The sequence below is a fragment of the Asanoa sp. NPDC049573 genome, from assembly GCF_040676615.1.
GTDB lineage: Bacteria > Actinomycetota > Actinomycetes > Mycobacteriales > Micromonosporaceae > Asanoa.
Genome location: NZ_JBFAPI010000011.1, coordinates 1 through 16,650, shown reverse-complemented (window position 1 = coordinate 16,650; position 16,650 = coordinate 1). Strand labels below are relative to the sequence as shown.

At 70.3% G+C, this 16,650-nt stretch carries 15 protein-coding genes and 1 pseudogene; 10 read left to right on the top strand and 6 right to left on the bottom strand.

Going from position 1 to position 16,650, the window contains the following annotated elements; translation table 11 throughout:
• Nucleotides 1-8: 8 nt before the first annotated feature.
• The 4 genes from AB0J74_RS23440 to pknB are packed head-to-tail and all read left to right on the top strand — an operon-like array spanning nt 9 to nt 6,079.
• A complete protein-coding gene (locus tag AB0J74_RS23440) occupies nt 9-1,391 on the top strand; it encodes an FtsW/RodA/SpoVE family cell cycle protein (RefSeq protein ID WP_363451722.1) in 1,383 nt (460 codons plus the stop codon).
• Nucleotides 1,388-2,896, top strand: a complete 1,509-nt coding sequence (locus AB0J74_RS23435) for a penicillin-binding protein 2 (protein ID WP_363451282.1) — start codon at nt 1,388-1,390, stop codon at nt 2,894-2,896. The genes AB0J74_RS23440 and AB0J74_RS23435 overlap by 4 nt, the downstream gene beginning before the upstream one ends.
• A gap of 1 nt (nt 2,897) precedes the next feature.
• Entirely contained in the window at nt 2,898-4,265 is a 1,368-nt protein-coding gene (locus tag AB0J74_RS23430) for a protein kinase (RefSeq protein WP_363451280.1), read from the top strand.
• Nucleotides 4,262-6,079, top strand: coding sequence for a Stk1 family PASTA domain-containing Ser/Thr kinase (pknB, locus tag AB0J74_RS23425; protein ID WP_363451278.1), 1,818 nt, complete (start codon nt 4,262-4,264; stop codon nt 6,077-6,079). The genes AB0J74_RS23430 and pknB overlap by 4 nt, the downstream gene beginning before the upstream one ends.
• Nucleotides 6,080-6,098: 19 nt before the next feature.
• On the opposite strand, the gene AB0J74_RS23420 is transcribed toward pknB, so the two are convergent.
• The 4 genes from AB0J74_RS23420 to AB0J74_RS23405 are packed head-to-tail and all read right to left on the bottom strand — an operon-like array spanning nt 6,099 to nt 9,040.
• Complete coding sequence (locus tag AB0J74_RS23420) at nt 6,099-6,749, bottom strand: aminodeoxychorismate/anthranilate synthase component II (RefSeq protein WP_363451276.1); 651 nt, start codon at nt 6,747-6,749, stop codon at nt 6,099-6,101.
• 4 nt (nt 6,750-6,753) lie between these two features.
• A complete protein-coding gene (locus tag AB0J74_RS23415; protein ID WP_363451273.1) occupies nt 6,754-7,062 on the bottom strand; it encodes a hypothetical protein in 309 nt (102 codons plus the stop codon).
• Nucleotides 7,063-7,065: 3 nt separating this feature from the next.
• Entirely contained in the window at nt 7,066-8,286 is a 1,221-nt protein-coding gene (locus AB0J74_RS23410) for a class E sortase (protein ID WP_363451271.1), read from the bottom strand.
• Nucleotides 8,287-8,299: 13 nt separating this feature from the next.
• Nucleotides 8,300-9,040, bottom strand: a complete 741-nt coding sequence (locus AB0J74_RS23405; RefSeq protein ID WP_363451269.1) for a DUF881 domain-containing protein — start codon at nt 9,038-9,040, stop codon at nt 8,300-8,302.
• Nucleotides 9,041-9,326: 286 nt separating this feature from the next.
• Here AB0J74_RS23405 and AB0J74_RS23400 point away from each other — a divergent pair, with 286 nt between their 5' ends.
• The 4 genes from AB0J74_RS23400 (at nt 9,327) to AB0J74_RS23385 (ending at nt 13,712) form a co-directional block, all read left to right on the top strand.
• Complete coding sequence (locus AB0J74_RS23400; RefSeq protein WP_363451267.1) at nt 9,327-9,590, top strand: cell division protein CrgA; 264 nt, start codon at nt 9,327-9,329, stop codon at nt 9,588-9,590.
• A gap of 130 nt (nt 9,591-9,720) precedes the next feature.
• Nucleotides 9,721-11,916, top strand: a complete 2,196-nt coding sequence (locus tag AB0J74_RS23395; protein ID WP_363451265.1) for a (Fe-S)-binding protein — start codon at nt 9,721-9,723, stop codon at nt 11,914-11,916.
• 51 nt (nt 11,917-11,967) lie between these two features.
• Nucleotides 11,968-13,077: an ATP-binding protein gene (locus AB0J74_RS23390; RefSeq protein ID WP_363451720.1), complete on the top strand. Its 1,110-nt coding sequence runs from the start codon at nt 11,968-11,970 to the stop codon at nt 13,075-13,077.
• On the top strand, nt 13,068-13,712 hold the full coding sequence (locus AB0J74_RS23385) for a response regulator transcription factor (RefSeq protein ID WP_363451263.1): 645 nt from the start codon (nt 13,068-13,070) through the stop codon (nt 13,710-13,712). Before AB0J74_RS23390 ends, AB0J74_RS23385 begins: the two co-directional genes overlap by 10 nt.
• Here AB0J74_RS23385 and AB0J74_RS23380 read toward each other — a convergent pair.
• Nucleotides 13,624-14,043, bottom strand: a complete 420-nt coding sequence (locus AB0J74_RS23380) for a DUF6082 family protein (RefSeq protein ID WP_363451718.1) — start codon at nt 14,041-14,043, stop codon at nt 13,624-13,626. The genes AB0J74_RS23385 and AB0J74_RS23380 overlap by 89 nt on opposite strands.
• A 341-nt stretch (nt 14,044-14,384) precedes the next feature.
• Nucleotides 14,385-15,002 (bottom strand): annotated as a pseudogene (locus AB0J74_RS23375) (DedA family protein); the annotation flags it as partial.
• Nucleotides 15,003-15,115: 113 nt separating this feature from the next.
• Between AB0J74_RS23375 and AB0J74_RS23370 the strand changes: the two are divergent.
• Nucleotides 15,116-16,450, top strand: a complete 1,335-nt coding sequence (locus AB0J74_RS23370; RefSeq protein ID WP_363451716.1) for a hemolysin family protein — start codon at nt 15,116-15,118, stop codon at nt 16,448-16,450.
• The coding region (locus AB0J74_RS23365) for a CNNM domain-containing protein (protein WP_363451261.1) at nt 16,443-16,650 on the top strand (208 nt) is incomplete at its 3' end. The genes AB0J74_RS23370 and AB0J74_RS23365, both read left to right, overlap by 8 nt.

Genomic DNA, 16,650 nt, shown 5'->3' with positions numbered 1-16,650 from the left:
GCTTCGCGATGCTGCTGGTGGCCGCCTACAGCGCGACCATCCAGATCACCATGTTCGACACGATCACCGGCAACTTCTGGGTGCCGGCGGCCGTGCTCAGCGCGCTCTTCCTCGGCCTGCACCTGGTCGTCCGCTACACGGCGCCCTACGCCGACCCGGCGCTGATCCCGGCCGTCGCCCTGCTCAACGGCATCGGCGTTGCCTTCCTGCGCCGGCTCGATCTGGCCGACGCCCCGGCCGCCGAGCGGCTCAACTACCCGATCTTCGCGGGTACGGGCGGCCGCCAGCTCGCCTGGACCCTGATCGCGGTCGTCTGTGCCGCGATCGTGCTCCTGGTGGTGCGCGACCACCGCGCGATCTCGCGGTACGCGTACACCCTGGGTCTTGCCGGTATTGTCCTGGTTTTGATCCCGGCCCTGCTGCCCAACCGGTTCTCCGAGATCAACGGCGCCAAGCTGTGGATCCGGGTCGGCGGCTTCCAGATCCAGCCGGGTGAGTTCGCCAAGCTGGCCCTGCTCGCCTTCTTCGCCTACTACCTGGTCCGCAAGCGCGAAGTGCTCTCGCTGGCCAGCCGGCGGGTGCTCGGCGTCGACTTCCCGCGCGGCCGCGACCTCGGCCCGGTCATCGCGGTCTGGGCGGTCAGCCTCCTGGTCCTGATCTTCGAAAAAGACCTCGGCACCTCGCTGCTGTACTTCGGCATGTTCGTGGTCACGCTCTACATCGCCACCGAGCGGGTGAGCTGGCTGATCATCGGTCTGCTGCTGTTCTTCGGCGGCGCGTACAGCGCCTATCTGCTCGGCGCCTCGGTCGGCGGCCCGTTCGCCAACTTCTACGACCGCGCGCAGATCTGGCTCGACCCGTTCTCCGACCCCTACGAGCGGGGTTACCAACTCGTGCAGTCGCTGCTCGGGCTGGGCAGCGGCGGGCTCTTCGGTACGGGGCCGGGCGGTGGGCAGCCGACCAAGATCCCCGAGGTGCACAACGACTTCATCTTCGCCGGCCTCGGCGAGGAGATCGGCCTGTTCGGGCTCTCCGCACTGCTGATCATTTACCTGTTGATCGTGCAGCGCGGCCTACGGGCCGGGCTCGCCGTGCGCGACTCGTTCGGCAAGCTGCTGGCCGGCGGCCTGGCCTTCACGCTGGCCCTCCAGGTCTTCGTGATCGTGGGCGGCATCAGCCGGCTCATCCCGCTGACCGGCCAGACCACGCCGTTCCTGTCCGCCGGTGGCTCGTCGCTGATGGCCAACTGGATGCTCATAGCGGTGTTGTTGCGGGTCTCCGACGCCGCGCGCCGCCCGGTCGACGGGTCGGTCTCGGCCCGGCCGAGCGGCGCGACAGCGAGCGCCCCCGCGCAACTGCACGGGGCGCCCACGGAGGTGATCAAGCCGTGAACGCACCACTGCGCCGGGTCGGCGTCGTCGTCCTGGTCCTGTTCGCCCTGCTCTTCGCCAACCTCAACTGGGTGCAGGCCTACAAGGCCGACGAATACCGCAACAGCGACTACAACGGCCGGGTCCAGGTCGCCGAGTACGAGCGCGAGCGGGGGGTCATCGAGGCCGGCCGCACCGCGCTCGCGACCAGCAAGCCCACCGACGGCGAGCTCAAATACATCCGCCAGTACCCCGCCGACGAGACCTACGCCCACGTGGTCGGCTACAACCCGGTCAACCTGGCCGCGACCGGGATCGAGCGCACCGAGGACGAGTTCCTCGCCGGCACCTCCGACGCGCTGGTCGCCGACCGGATCTCCGACCTGTGGACCGGCGAGAAGACGCCCGGCGGCAGCGTGCTGCTCAGCCTCTCGAAGCGCGCCCAGGAGACGGCGTTCAAGGAGCTGACCAACAACCGGGTCGGCGTCGAGAAGGGCGCGGCGATCGCGCTCGACCCGCGTACCGGTGCCGTGCAGGCTCTGGTCTCGATGCCCAGCTTCGACCCCAACCCGCTGGTCAGCCACGACACCGACGCGGCCGCGAAGGCCTACGACAAGCTCGACAACGACCCCGACAAACCGCTGGTCAACCGGGCGCTGAGCGAGACCTACCCGCCCGGCTCGACGTTCAAGGTGATCGACGCGGCGGCGGCGCTGGAGAGCGGCTACACCAAGGAGACGAAGATCCCGGCCGGCCCGGTCTACCGGGCGCCGACCTCCGGCACCGACATCCGCAACGCGGCCGCCTCGATCTGTCCGGGCGCCGAGGTCACCCTCGACGAGGCGCTCACCGAGTCGTGCAACACCGGTTTCGCGCAACTCGCGGTGAAGCTGGGCGCCGACAAGATCAAAGAAGAGGCGCAGAAGTTCGGCTTCGGGCAGACCGACCTGACCTGCGGCCGGCTCAACGCCGAGGGCCTGCCGGTCGCCGCGAGCGAGACCGGCGACATCAAGAACCCGGACGGCGGCGACGACCCGGCCGCGCTGGCCCAGTCCGGCATCGGGCAGAACAACGTGCGCATGACGCCGATGCAGGGTGCGCTGATCGCCGCGGCGGTCGCCAACAACGGCAAGCAGATGCGCCCCTACCTGGTGCAGAAGCTGCTCGGCCCCGACCGCACCACGTCGCACTACACGGTCACGCCGAAGGAGCTCAACGGTTCGGTCGTCACACCGCAGGTGGCCGGCGACCTGCGCGACATGATGGAGCACGTGGTCGAGAGCGGCACCGGCCGCAACGCCCAGATCAGCGGCTTCACCGTCGGCGGCAAGACCGGCACCGCCCAGTCCGCGCCCGACCGCAAGGACCACGGCTGGTTCATCGGGTTCGCCCTCAACAAGCAGGGCACCCCGATCAGCGCGGTCGCCGTGTTCCTCCAGGAGGCCGGCAGCGGCGGCAGCGCCGAGGCGGCCCGCATCGGCGGCCAGATCATGCGCGCGGTGGTCACCGACGCGGAGGGCAGCTGAGGTGATCAGTCCCGGGGTCATGCTCGGCGGCCGCTACCGGCTCGACGAGCGCATCGCCGGCGGCGGTATGGGCGACGTCTGGCGGGCAACCGACGAGGTGCTCGGCCGCACGGTCGCGGTGAAGATCCTGCTGCCCGCGCTGCTCGAGGAGCCCGGCTTCGCCGCGCGGTTCCGGGGCGAGGCGCGGACCATGGCCACGATCAACCACCCGGGCGTGGTCGACGTCTACGACTACGGCAGCGACCAGCAGATCGCGTTCCTGGTGATGGAATACGTCGAGGGCGACGCCCTGTCGCGCACCCTCGGCCGGGTCGGCCGGCTCACCCCGGCCCGCACCATGGCGCTGGTCGCCCAGGCCGCCGACGCGCTGCAGGCGGCACACGAGAAGGGCATCGTCCACCGCGACGTCAAGCCGGGCAACCTGCTCGTACGCCCCAACGGCACGCTCGTGCTGACGGACTTCGGCATCGCCCGCTCGGCGATCGTCGGGCAGCTCACCGCGGCCGGTTCGGTGCTGGGCACCGCCTCCTACATCTCACCGGAGCAGGCGGCCGGCGCGATCGCCACGCCCTCCTCCGACGTCTACGCCCTCGGCGTGGTGGCCTACCAGTGCCTCTCCGGGCGGCGGCCGTTCGAGGGCGACAACCCGCTCGAGATCGCCATGAAACACGTTCGGGACACCCCCCGACCGCTGCCCGGCGATATCCCGCCGGCCATCCGCTCGATCGTCGAGCGGGCGATGGCCAAGGACCCGGCCGCCCGCTGGCCCACGGCCGCGGCCTTCTCAGCCGTCGCGCGGCAGGCGGCGGCCACCCTGGCCGCACCGGCACATCAGCAGCCGCACCGGCCGATGTCGCCGCCGACCGGGCAGCCCAAGGCCGGGCCGGTCTCCGGCGCGCCGGCGTCGCCCGTGCTGGCGCAGAGCGGGCGGGCCACCGTGCCCGGCCCGGCCGCGCCGCGCGGCACCGCGCCCGCTGCGCCCCATCCGAAGGCGCCGCACCGGGTTCCGCCACCCACGGTGAGCGGTCCGCCGGCCCGGGCGGGCTACCCGAGTGTGCCTACAAATCGGGCCCAAGCGCCCGCAGGATACGGTTACGCGTCAGTGCCCTCCGCCGCCGAACCGAGCAGCGGTGGGCGGCGGTTACTGGTTGTGTTGGCAGTGGTACTCGGCGTGCTAGTGCTGGTCTGCGCCGGTGTCATCTCCTACCAGCTCAGCAGCCGGGAAAACGGCGGAATGGCTCCCCTGGGGAAGGTAACGACCGCGCCTCATCTGCTCGACGGTGGAACCGACGCGGCAAATGCCCCGTACCGTCTTGGAGAGCGAATCCTCCACATCGGGATGACGAGCGAAGGAATGTTGACGAGATGACGCAGGCCCGCCTGCTTGGTGGCAGGTATCAGGTCGGCGAGCTGCTCGGATACGGCGGCATGGCCGAGGTGCACCGCGGCCGCGACCTCCGGCTCGGCCGGGACGTCGCGATCAAGATGCTCCGCACCGACCTCGCCCGCGACGCGACGTTCCAGATGCGGTTCCGGCGCGAGGCTCAGAACGCCGCCTCGCTCAACCACCCCGCGATCGTCGCCGTCTACGACACCGGCGAGGAGATCGCGCCCACCGGCGAGACCCTCCCGTTCATCGTCATGGAGTTCGTCAACGGCCGCACCCTCAAAGAGGTGCTGGCGGCCGAGGGCCGGCTGATGCCGCGCCGGGCCCTGGAGATCACCGCCGACATCTGCGCCGCGCTCGAGTTCAGCCACCGGCACGGCATCATCCACCGCGACATCAAGCCTGGCAACGTGATGCTGACGCAAAACGGCCAGGTCAAGGTCATGGACTTCGGCATCGCCCGGGCCCTGGCCAGCGGCGCGACCACGATGACGCAGACCAGCGCGGTGATCGGCACGGCGCAATACCTGTCGCCGGAGCAGGCCCGGGGCGAGGCGGTCGACGCCCGGTCCGACGTCTACGCCGCCGGCTGCGTGCTCTTCGAACTGCTCTGCGGCCACCCGCCGTTCGTCGGCGACAGCCCGGTCAGCGTCGCCTACCAGCACGTGCGGGAAGACCCGCGGGCGCCCAGCGAGATCAACCACGACGTGACGCCGCCGATCGACGCGATCGTGCTCAAGGCGCTCTCCAAGAACCCGCTCAACCGCTATCAGAGCGCCGGCGAGATGCGCGCCGACCTGCTGCGCGCGGCCGCCGGCCGGCCGGTCATGGCCACGCCGGTGATGCGCGACCAGGAGACCATGCCGATGGGCGCGGCCAACGCGGCGACCGCTACGGTCCGCCGGCCGCAGGGTGCGCCGACCCGCACGATCCCGGCCGCCCGGGTCGGTGACGCGCAGCGGCGCAAGCGCTCCAACTGGGTGCTGGCCGTGCTGAGCGTGCTCGGCGTGCTGGCCGTGATCGCCCTGGTCGCCGGCCTGCTGGTGCAGAACGCCCGGGGCGAGAAGGTCGACCTGACCTCGGTGATCGGCCAGCCGCTGACCAGTGCGCAGGCCACGCTGAACGCGCAGGGCCTGGTCGTCGAGCCGGTCTCGCAGACCGCCGACAACTGCGACAAGGACACGGTCACCAATCAGGATCCGCAGGCCGGCACCCGGGTGGAGAAGAACAGCACGGTGCGGCTGACCGTCTGCGCCGGCCCGGGCACGGTGGTGGTGCCCGACCTGAAGGGCCAGACCCGCGACGCGGCCGAGCAGCAGCTCGAGAAGATCGGGCTCGTCCCCGTCTTCGACGATGTCGACAGTTCGGTGACCAAGGGCCAGGTGCTCAGTGTTGACAAGGCCAACACCTCGGTGAAGCCCGGCACCAAGATCAAGGTGCAGGTGTCCAACGGCCAGCTCACCGCCGTCCCGCAGGTCGTGGGCCTCCAGCAGAATGCCGCCGAGGCGGTGCTGCGCAACGCCGGCTTCAAGGTGAAGGTCATCGACGGCCCGTTCGTCCAGGACCCCAGCCAGGTCGGCCAGGTCACCGACCAGGACCCGAACGCCAAAGACGAGGCCAAGAAGAACTCCACGGTGACCATCGAGGTCGCGGTGCTGCAGGAGCCCGACGACGACACGACCGGCACGCCGACCTCGCCGCCCGGCAACAACGGCGGCATCGGCGACATCCTGCCGGGCATCGGCGGCGGCAACCCGGTCATCGGCCAGTCCGACAAGCAGCACCGCTCGAACTGAGCGCGGGGCGGGCCCGCCGTCAGGCGGCGGCGAACGCCGCCCGGCGGCGCGCGTCGACCTCGGCCGACAGCTCCGGCGCGCGCTCCAGGGCGTCGGGGTAGCCGCACGCGGCGAGCCAGTTGGCCAGCATCAGGTGGCCGCCCTCGGTGAGCACCGACTCCGGGTGGAACTGCACGCCCTCGATCGGCAGCGTGCGGTGGCGCATCGCCATCACGACGCCGGACTCGGTGGCGCCGGTCACTTCGATCTCGTCGGGCAATGTCTCCGGCAACACGGCCAGCGAGTGATAGCGGGTCGCGGTGAACGGGTCCGGCAACCCGTCGAGCACGCCTTCGCCGCGGTGGTGGACCAGTGAGGTCTTGCCGTGCAGCAACTCGGGCGCGCGGGTCACGGTGGCGCCGAAGGCCGCGCCGATGGCCTGGTGGCCCAGGCAGACACCGAAGATGGGCAGCTCGCCAGCGTATCGCTCGATGACGTCGATGCAGATGCCGGCCCGTTCGGGCGTACCCGGGCCGGGGGAGAGCAGCACGCCGGCGGCGCCGGAGCGGCCGACAGCGGCCACCTCGATCTCGTCGTTGCGCCGCACGTCGCACTCGACGCCCAACTGGCCCAGATATTGCACCAGGTTGAAGACGAACGAGTCGTAGTTGTCGATCACCAGTACGCGCATGGCGTTACCTCGGAAGCGGATTGTCGGTCGCGGTCGAATACGGGATGTCATGGTCGTCGAGGTTCGACTCCCGCGGGTCGGGCGTCTGGCCGGACAGGCCCGGGTCGTCGAGCCCCGGGTTGCCGTCGACCGGTGCGCCCGGCACGCCGCCCTCCTGCGTCACCTGCACGTCGTCGAAGGGCAGCAGCGGCTCGGCCCACGGGAACACCACGAACCAGAACAGCGCGAGTATCCCGGTGACCAGCACGATCGAGGTCACCAGCTTGCCCGCGAGGCCGTCGAACGGCAGCTTGCGCCAGATCCACGCGTACATTCGTCAGCCCTTCAGCTCGACCGGGTCGCCCTGCGACTTGGGCTGGGTGCGGACCAGTTCACCGTGGACGATGAGGCGCTGATAGTTGTCGAACTTCGGGTTGCAGGTGGTCAGGGTGACCATCGCCTTGGTCGGCTTGGAGCCGGGCAGCATCGGCACCGGCGCGACGACCTCCACCTGCGTCGGCACGACGATGCGGGTCTTCACGACGTGGTAGACGTACCAGGTGTCCTTGGACTCGACCACGATCGCATCGCCGTTGTGCAACTCGTCGAGCCGCCAGAAGGTGGCCCGGTTGCGGTGGCCGGCGACGGCGAAGTTGCCGATCTCGCCCGGCATCGCGGTGCCCGGGTAGTGGCCGGGCGCGTAGCGGATGTCGGCCTGGGTCACCCCCTCGACCACCACCCACTGCTGGCCGAGGGCCGGAACGTAGAGCTTGGCGATGCCGTGGATCTTCGAGCCGAGGCCGCCGGTGCCTGCGGCCGGTGTCGGGCCGACAGTCGGGTTGTCGGCCGGCGGCTGGGCCCACTGCTGCTCGAGCGCACCGGCCAGGGCATCCTGCTTGCCGCCCTGGATGACGCCGACACCCCAGACCTCGTAGGCCGCGAACAGCAGCACGACCAGGCCGAACGTGATCATCAGTTCGCCGCTGACCCGGATGCCGGTGCGGATCCGCGACCATACCGTCGGCCGCGTGAGCTCGGAGTAGACGCTGCGGTAGCCGTCGCCGGCGTTCTGGGCGCGCAACCGCACGACCCGCTCGCCGCGCCGGGGCGGCACCGGCGCCGGGAGGTCGGCCGGGTCAGGCTGGTCGGGGGCCGGCGGCACCGCGCCCATGACGGTGGTCATGTCGGGCGACTGGGTGGCGAGGTGCTCGCGACCCGGCACCTTGGGGATCACCGCGGTGGCGTCGACCACCTTGGGGATCACGGCGGTGGCGTCGACGACTTTGGGAATGACCGCCGTGCTGTCCGAGGCGGCCTCGGGCGCGGGGGCCCGCAGCGCGTGCTCGAGCGGGCGCGGGTGCGGCCGCGCGGGCGGCGTCGACTGCTCACCGACCCGCTTCGGCAGCGGGATCGACTCGGTCGGGCGGGCCAGCGGACCAGTCGACGGCGCCGGCTCGGCCGCCGGGGCGGTCTGCAGCGTCGGCTCGATGACGCGCGGGATGACCGCGGTCGCGTCGGCGTCGGACGCCCGATGACGTCCGTTCTGATTGCCCGTCATGACCCCGAAAGCCTCATGAAGTCACCTTCGCTGATCGGAGGGCACTTGACCCCTCGAACGCGGGGATCGTCACGTCCTTCTCCACCGTCTCTTGATATCCGAGCTGGAAGTGTTCGACAGCGTCTTTGAAGAGACGTACGCCGTCAGATGCCCCCAATGCCTGCTGCATCGCGGTGGGATCACCGATCGCGGTGATGACGAACGGTGGAGAGTAGACACGTCCGTGCAGGAGGAGAGTGTTGCCGACACACCTTACCGCGCTGGTTGACAACACCCGCACACCCATGATTGACATGGCTTCGGCGCCGCCGGTCCAGAGTGCGTTGACCACGGCCTGCACGTCGCCCTGGTGCACGACAAGGTCGTCGGGCCTCACTCCGTCGGGTCGGTCGCCGCTGCGTTGCGGCGCGTCGTCGAGGCGCACGGTGAGCCCCGGCCCGTGCAGCGCGGTGAACCCGGCGGCCGGCTCCATCTGCTCGGCCCGCTCGCTCTCGGCCCGGATCGGGCCGTCGGTGCGGGCCAGCGCGTCGGTCTGGCTCTTGACGGCGGCGGCCAACTCCCGGGCCTTCTGCTGGCTGGCGGTGACCCGGTCGCGCTCCTCGTTGACCACCTGGGCCAGCTTCGGCCGGCGGTCTTCGCGCAACGCCGTGCCGTCGGCGGTCTTGGCGGAGGTGGTGAAGAGCAGGCCGGCGGCCAGCGCGATCAACGGCACGAAGGCTGACCAGGCGCTACGCGGCTTGCGGATGCGCGCCACCCGCCGGAGTGCGCTTCGCCACACGGTCAAATCGGACGGCGGGTTCTGCACCGGGCTCCTCCTCCGTGCACGCAGATCGACTGCGGATGTGGCGTCCTCATCCGCCGCGATGCTGCCGCATCGCGGCGCCTTCCGGTCATCCAGTGCGGATTATCCCCATAACCGGTTGCCGCCCGTCCATGGCCGCGACGCGCCGCGTTGACTACGCTAGCTGGCGAGCATTATTGGCCATGGACCGTCGCCGGTTGACAGGCCCGAGCGAGGACCACAACCAGGAGAGAGCGTCGTGCCCAAGTCGCAGGTTCGCAAGAAGAAGGTCTACACCCCCCCGACCGACGTGCGCCCGTCGGCGGCGGCAGCGAGCCGCAAGCCCAGCCCGAGCTGGCTGCCGATCACCGGTGTCGCGCTGATCATTTTCGGCATCGCCTGGCTGGTGGTCTACTACCTGTCCGACACCAACTACCCGGTCGCGTCCTGGACCTACTGGAACCTGGCGATCGGCTTTGGTGCGATGGTCGCCTCGCTCGCGGTGTTCAGCCGCTGGCGTTGACAGTTGGCTAATATTTCCTGAGACCAGGGGTGATCTGATGACCAGGTGCGGCACACCTCACGTTACTGATGAGTAACAGGTGTCGTAACCTGGTCCTCAGCCACACCTAGGGCCAACGGAGGCTGCGCGCATGGGCGTCGTCGAGATCATCTGCACGACCATCGCGGGTCTCATCACGCTCGTCGCCGTGGCGCTCGCGGTCCGCGCTGTCACGCGGATGCTGGGCGTCGTGCGTCAGGGTCAACCTGACCCCGCCCGGTTGGGTTCCTGGGGTGCCCGCACCAAGGTCATGCTCAAGGAGACCGCGGGCCACACCCGGATGTTGAAGTGGTCGACCGTCGGCGCCGCGCACTGGTTCGTGATGGTCGCGTTCATCGTGCTGTCGCTGCTCGTCCTCGAGGCCTACTTCGAGGTCGTCTCGCCGTCCGGCGGGATTCCGTGGTTGTCGGGCTGGGTGGTCTTCGGGTTCGCGACGGAGATCATCGGGATCCTGGGCATCCTGGGCATCGCTTATCTGATCTCGGTGCGGTTGCGCAGCCGGCCGGGCCGGGTCCGTGGCCTGTCGCGGTTCACCGGTTCGACGATGTGGCAGGGCTATTTCGTCGAGTGGGTCATCGTCGGCGTGCTGATCTGCGGGTTCCTGATCCGCGGCTTCAAGGCCGCGAATGACCATCTGGATTTCCCGACCTGGGCCGTCCCGTTGTCGCACGGGTTGGGCTCGATCCTGCCGGCCTGGGAGGCGGGCGCACCGATCGTCGCCGTCATCAAGATCGTCATCTCGATGACCTGGCTGATCGTGATCTCGTTGAACGTGACGATGGGCGTGGCCTGGCACCGGTTCCTGGCGTTCCCCAACATCTTCTTCAAGCGCGACCCCGCGGCGGCGGCCGGTTCGGGCCTGGGCGGGTTGCGGCCGATGATGTCGGGTGGCAAGCCGCTCGACTTCGAGGAGGCCGACCCGGAGAAGGACCAGTTCGGCGTCGCCCAGGTCGAGCAGTTCACCTGGAAGGGTCTGTTGGACTTCTCCACGTGTACGGAGTGCGGTCGTTGCCAGTCGCAGTGCCCGGCGTGGAACACCGGTAAGCCGCTCTCGCCGAAGCTGCTGATCCTGTCGCTGCGTGACCACGCGTACGCCAAGGCGCCCTATCTGTTGGCCGGCGGTGGCAAGGACCTGACGGGCGAGGAGAAGGCCGCCGCGGAGCAGCTCGTCGGGGTCGATGTCCTGGCGATGGCCGAGGCCGACCGGCCGTTGATCGGGAGCGCCTCCGACGGGGGCGTGATCGACCCGGACGTGCTGTGGTCGTGCACCACCTGCGGCGCGTGTGTCGAGCAGTGCCCGGTCGACATCGAGCACGTCGACCACATCGTCGACATGCGGCGCTACCAGGTGTTGATCGAGTCGTCGTTCCCGTCCGAGGCCGGCGTCATGCTGCGCAACCTCGAGAACAAGGGCAACCCGTGGGGTGCCCCGCCGAACACCCGCGAAGACTGGACCAAGGGCCTGGACTTCGAGGTCAAGCGGGCCGGCGCCGGCGACGACTTCGAATACCTGTTCTGGGTCGGCTGCGCGGGCGCGTTCGAAGACCGGGCGAAGAAGACCACCCGCGCGGTCGCGACGCTGCTGCACGAGGCCGGCGTCGACTTCGCGATCCTGGGTGAGGGCGAGACGTGTACGGGTGACCCGGCCCGCCGGATCGGCAACGAGTTCGTGTTCCAGATGCTCGCGCAGCAGAACGTCGAGACGCTCAACGACGCCGGCGTGAAGAAGATCGTCGCGTCCTGCCCGCACTGCTTCAACACCCTGCGCAACGAGTACGGCGCGCTCGGCGGCTCGTTCGAGGTGGTCCACCACACCCAACTGCTCGCCGACCTCGTCTCCTCCGGGAAGCTGACCCCGGTGCAGCCCGTCGACGGCGGAGTCACCTACCACGACCCGTGCTACCTGGGCCGGCACAACCGGGTCTTCACCCCGCCCCGCGAGGTCCTCGAAGCCAGCGCCGGCGGTGCCGACCTGACCGAGATGCCGCGCAACAGCGAGCGCTCGTTCTGCTGCGGCGCCGGCGGCGCCCGGATGTGGATGGAAGAGCGGATCGGCAAGCGGATCAACATCGAGCGGGTCGAGGAAGCCATCTCCACCGGCGCGCACACCATCGCCGTCGGCTGCCCGTTCTGCTTCACCATGATCAGCGACGGGGTCACTGCCAAGCAGGCCACCGGCGCCACGGACGGCGTCGAGGTCGTCGACGTCGCCACCGTGCTGCTCCGTTCGGTCAAGCCGGAGAGCCCGGCGTCGTCGACCGAGCCGGAGGCCGCCGCCGCTGGGTGATTCCCCCGCTCGCGGGGTGTGGAAAACCGCAGCGGTAGCGTGCAGCGCGTGATGGCCACGGCCGGTCGGCTCTTCGTCGGGGTGTTCGTCGGCGCCGCGACCGCGGTGGCCGAGATTGCCTTCCTGTGCTGGGCGGCGCTCGTCACGCTCGTCGAGCTGGCCCGCCGGCGCCGGCCGGTGGGCATCGAGCCGCCGGCGCGCCGGCTGGTCGAGATCGAGCGCCGGCGGATCGCGACGTTCCTGCCCGGCGCTTGCGTGGTCTCGGACGACTTCACCGGGCGCCGCGCCGTCGCGTACCTCGGTGTCCGTTGGCTCGTCGGTCTGCTCGGCGGTTTCGTCGTCGCACTGTTCCTCTACGGGGTGGTCACCGGCGCGATCTGGGCCCGTGACCTGTTCGCCGGTCGCAGCTCGGTGCTGCTGGTCACCGCGCAGCTCGTCGGCGGCCTGGTGCTGCTGTTCCTGGCCGGGCAGGGCTTCCTCGGCGTCGCCGCGCTCGACCGACGGCTGGCGCAACGGATGCTGGTGCCGAGCGACCGGGCCCGCTACGAGCAGCGGATCAGCGAACTCGCGGCCAGCCGGGCCGGCGTCGTGGCGGCGGTCGACGCGGAACGCCGCCGGATCGAACGCGACCTGCACGACGGCGTCCAACAGCGGCTGGTCGCGCTCGGCCTGCTGCTCGGCCAGGCCCGGCGCAGCTCCGACCGGGATCGCTCCGACGACCTGGTGCGCCAGGCGCACGGCGAGGCCCGGGAGATCCTCGCTGCGCTGCGCGACGTGGCCTGGCGCGCCTACCCGGCCGACCTCGACAGCCTCGGCCTGGCCGAGGCGTTGTCCCGGGTGGCCGAGCGCAGCGGCGTCTCGCTCAAGTGTGCGGTCGACCGGCTGCCGCCCGGGGTGGAAACCGCGGCGTACTTCGTGGTCTCCGAGGCGGTGACGAACGCCGTCAAGCACGCACCCGGCAGCCGCGTCACGGTCGCGATCGACGCCACCGACGAGGAGGTACGGGTGACCGTGACCGACGACGGCCCCGGCGGCGCCGATCCGGCCGGCGGTGGCCTGTCCGGCCTGTCCCGCCGCGCGGCGGCCCTCGACGGGCGCCTCACGGTCGACAGCCCGCCCGGCGGCCCGACGACGATCCTGGCGGTGCTGCCGTGCGGGTGATCCTGGCCGAAGACTCGGTGCTGCTCCGGGCCGGCCTGGCCCGGCTGCTCACCGACGAGGGTCACGAGGTGGTGGCCGACGTCGGCGACGCCACGGCACTGCTGAGGGCGGTGGCCGCCGACCAGCCGGACGTGGTCGTCGTCGACGTCCGCATGCCGCCCACGCACCGCGACGAGGGCCTGCGGGCGGCGGTCGAGATCCGCACCCGCTGGCCGGCCGTGGGCGTGCTGGTGCTGTCGCAGTACGTCGAGCGCCGCTACGCGGTCGAGTTGCTGACCACCCGCAGCGACGGCGTCGGCTATCTGCTCAAGGACAGAGTGGCCGAGGTCGGCGAGTTCCTGGAGGCGCTCGACCGGGTGGCGGCCGGCCGCGCCGCGTTCGACCCCGAGGTGGTCCGGCAGTTGCTGGCCCGCACGTCGCACACCGACCCGTTGCGCCGTCTGACCCCGCGGGAGGCCGAGGTCCTGGACCGGATGGCCCAGGGCCACACCAACGCCACCATCGCGGCGCGGTTGCACGTCTCCCAGAGCGCGGTCGAGAAGCACGTCAACGCCATCTTCGACAAGCTCGACCTCTCCCACACGACCGGCTACAGCCGCCGCATCCTCGCGGTCCTCCACTACCTCGGCTCGTAGGAGTGGAACCGGGTAAACCCGCGGTTGGCGCCTCGGTGAAGAGGAATTCGTCACCTGGCTTCTGAGCTCCGCGTCGGTACCAAGCCGAAGGTTCTGCAGGATCAGGTTGACGTAGAGGTTGCTTGGCGCGCTCTTCGGAAAGCCCCGCTTGACCGGTCGGCGAGACGGCGGCCAGAGGGGGTTCTTTTGTCGCCATTTTGATCAGATCGACGTGCAGGCGGCGGAGGTTGGCCTCCGCCGCCCGGTAAAGCTCGTTGTGCGTTCTGATCAATGACTCCCGTTGTAGAGCCAGTTCACCCGTTGCGACCTCAGTTCCGTGAACTGCAGCCAGAAGGTGACGACTACTGCGCGCCGAAGGACTCGCCTGCCTGGGCCAGCACGCCCCAGCGCGCTTCGTTAGCTACGTTGGCCAGCATGTTTGCCAATCCGAGGCCGGCAAGCACGACGGCCAGGGTCGCCAATAGGCACAGCAGCGCCCAGGTGACTGTTTGGCGGGCGGCCCGAAGCGGTGGCCCGGCGCACGTAGGTTCGTCCATGGTCGCCGCCTGACATCGCCGCGACGATCCTGATCCGGAACCGGGGGTGGTCCAAGGCGGACCCTCACGCTTTTGATGCGATATTGGCAACCTGCAATATCCGTTAAGACATTCGATGTTCGCCACGCCGCCGGCCGCGGATGCGGATGACGACGAACCAGGCGACCAGCAGGGCGACGGCCACGATGACGACCTTCTGGAGCAACCCGGCGTACGCCTCGACGCGCCACCAGGACTCGCCCAGTTGGTAGCCGGCCAGCACGAAGATGGTGTTCCAGATCAGGCTGCCGGCTGTGGTCAGGGCCAGGAATGTCGGGATGGGCATCCGCTCCACGCCGGCCGGCAGCGAGATGAGGCTGCGGAAGATCGGGATCATCCGGCCGAGGAAGACGGCCTTCGTGCCGTGCCGGGCGAACCAGGCCTCGGTGCGGTCGACGTCGTGCAGCCGGATCAGTGGCAGCCGGGCGACCAGGGCGCGGATCCGGTGCCGGCCGACCAGGGCGCCGACCAGGTAGAGCGCGAGTGCGCCGACGACCGAGCCGGCCGTGGTCCAGAACAGCGCCCCAGCCAGGCTCAGGTCGCCGCGGCTGGCGGTGAAGCCGGCCAGGGGCAGGATGACCTCGCTCGGCAGCGGTGGGAACAGGTTCTCCAGGGCGATGGCCAGGCCCGCGCCGGGCGCGCCGAGGCGGTCCATCAGGTCGACGGCCCAGGCGGCGACGCCGCCCGCGGTCTGCGGTTCGCTGGTAAGGATCATGAGGACGACGCTATGGACGGCGGCGGGCGCCCACCATGCGGCCGACCGCCGGATGGCCTGCGGAAAGCCACAGTCCGGCGCCCGTGAAACAATCCCGCCGAGGTGAACCGATCATCGACGACGTCCTACTCTCCACCGTCCTTCCGCTGGCCGGGTTCGTGCTCCTGACCGCTGCCAACGCCTTCTTCGTGGCAGCGGAGTTCGGCCTGGTGACGGTCGACCGTGCCGAGATCGACCGGCGCGCGGCGGGCGGCGACAAGCGGGCCGGCACGGTGCAGAAGGCCCTGCACGAGCTGTCCTTCCAGCTCTCCGGCGCGCAACTGGGCATCACCATCGCGGCCCTGCTCACCGGCTACATCGCCGAGCCGGCGCTGGCCAAGCTGTTCCGGCCGGTGATCGAGCCGCTGGCACACGACTCGACCCACACGGTGAGCACGATCCTCGCGCTCGCCCTGGCCACCCTGCTGTCGATGCTGTTCGGCGAGTTGGTGCCGAAGAACGGCGCGCTGGCCCGCCCGATGTCGGCGGTGCTGGCCACCGTCACCCCGCTGCGGGTGTTCTCGGCGATGTTCAAATGGCTGATCGCGGCCCTCAACACCTCGGCCAACTGGGTGGTCCGGCGGCTCGGCGTCGAGCCGCAGGAGGAGCTGGCCAGCGCCCGCTCGCCGGAGGAGCTGGGGCTGCTGGCGGCGATCTCGGCCCGCGCCGGCGCGCTGCCTAGCGACACCGCGATGCTGCTGCAGCGGACGATCCGGTTCGCCGACAAGCGGGCCGCCGAGGCGATGACGCCGCGGGTCGACGTGATCGCCCTGCGCGGCACCGCGAGCGCGGCCGAACTGCTCGAGGCCGCTCAGGAGAGCGGCAGGACCCGATTCCCGGTGTACGAGGACACCCTCGACCTCGTCACCGGCGTCGCGGCGGTGGCCGACGCGCTCGGCGTACCCCCCGCGCGCCGGACGACCACCCCCGTGTCGGCGGTGGCCCGCGAGCCGGTGTTCGTGCCGGAGAGCCTCGACCTCGACAGCGTGCTGGCCGCGTTGCGCGCGGCGAACGCCGACCTCGCGATCGTGGTCGACGAGTACGGGGGCACCGACGGCGTTGTGACGATCGAAGACCTCGTCGAGGAGCTGGTCGGGGAGATCGCCGACGAGTTCGACCCGGAGGCGATGGAGGAGATCGGTGCCGTCGAGCTGACCGTGCCAGGCGGCGACCCCACGTTCCTGGTCGACGGGGTGCTGCGCGAGGACGAGCTGGCCGAGCTGACCGGGTTCCGGCTCCCCGAAGGGCCCTACGAGACGCTGGCCGGCTTCGTGATGGCCCGGCTCGGGCACATCCCGGTCGCCGGCGAGACGATCGTCGAGGCCGGCTGGGAGTTCACGGTCGTCGAGGTCGAGCGGCACCGCGTCGAGCAGGTGCGGGTGGTCAGGCCGGAGACCGACCATGCTTAACCTGCTGATCACGGTCGGGCTGATCCTCGGCAACGCCTTCTTCGTGGGCAGCGAGTTCGCGCTCATCGCCTCGCGCCGCACCGCCATCGAGCCGATGGCCAGCACCTCGCGGCGGGCCCGGATGGCGCTGTCGGCGATGAACCAGATCCCGCTGATGATCGCCGGGGCGCAACTCGGCATCACGATCTGCTCGCTCGGGC

Coding starts and splice junctions, on each gene's coding strand:
- AB0J74_RS23440 (WP_363451722.1), top strand. CDS start 9: ATGCTGCTGGTGGCCGCCTACAGCGCGACCATCCAGATCACCATGTTC.
- pknB (WP_363451278.1), top strand. CDS start 4,262: ATGACGCAGGCCCGCCTGCTTGGTGGCAGGTATCAGGTCGGCGAGCTG.
- AB0J74_RS23420 (WP_363451276.1), bottom strand. CDS start 6,749: ATGCGCGTACTGGTGATCGACAACTACGACTCGTTCGTCTTCAACCTG.
- AB0J74_RS23415 (WP_363451273.1), bottom strand. CDS start 7,062: ATGTACGCGTGGATCTGGCGCAAGCTGCCGTTCGACGGCCTCGCGGGC.
- AB0J74_RS23410 (WP_363451271.1), bottom strand. CDS start 8,286: ATGACGGGCAATCAGAACGGACGTCATCGGGCGTCCGACGCCGACGCG.
- AB0J74_RS23395 (WP_363451265.1), top strand. CDS start 9,721: ATGGGCGTCGTCGAGATCATCTGCACGACCATCGCGGGTCTCATCACG.
- AB0J74_RS23390 (WP_363451720.1), top strand. CDS start 11,968: ATGGCCACGGCCGGTCGGCTCTTCGTCGGGGTGTTCGTCGGCGCCGCG.